The following is a 536-nucleotide window of genomic DNA, read 5'->3' as shown; positions in this document are numbered from 1 at the left end:
TAGATCGATGCCAGTCATTCTTTGAATCTGTAGATGAAAGCAGACTATGGTTATCTAAAGAGTTAGAATGTACATGTAGTGCTAATCTATATGCTGCATTTACAGCAACACCAAGCTTTGGGCTTCATTTTGACAATCATGATGTAATAGCTGTTCAAATTGAGGGAATAAAAAAATGGAAAGTTTACAACCCTACCTATTCATACCCTCTCGAAGATGAAAGAAGCTTCGATTATCTACCACCTAATACCTCCCCAGATTATGAGTTTGATATAACCCCAGGTCAGGCCATATATCTTCCTGCTGGATACTGGCACAATGTTACGACTCAGAGCAAACACTCTCTTCATATATCTTTTACAGTTATAAGACCTCGTCGATTAGAACTATTTAAAACATTATTTGATGAATTAAAAAACAATCCATATATGCGGGAACCTATAGAGCATGGTGATTCATTATCTGATAAAGAAAAAATAAAAACTATAATAACTAATGCTATAAATAGTTTTGATATTCAGTTTGCAGAAAACATG

The 536-nt window shown here is 34.1% G+C and carries 1 protein-coding gene; it reads left to right on the top strand.

Annotated features, from left to right (window positions below; translation table 11 throughout):
• A partial coding sequence (locus I6F35_RS39645; protein ID WP_225122972.1) for a cupin domain-containing protein occupies positions 1 to 536 on the top strand: 536 nt, incomplete at both ends.

This window comes from Bradyrhizobium sp. BRP22, assembly GCF_020194175.1.
In the GTDB taxonomy this organism is placed as follows: domain Bacteria; phylum Pseudomonadota; class Alphaproteobacteria; order Rhizobiales; family Xanthobacteraceae; genus Bradyrhizobium.
Note: the sequence above shows the minus strand (reverse complement) of the source record. Positions and strands in the feature narration are given on the sequence as shown.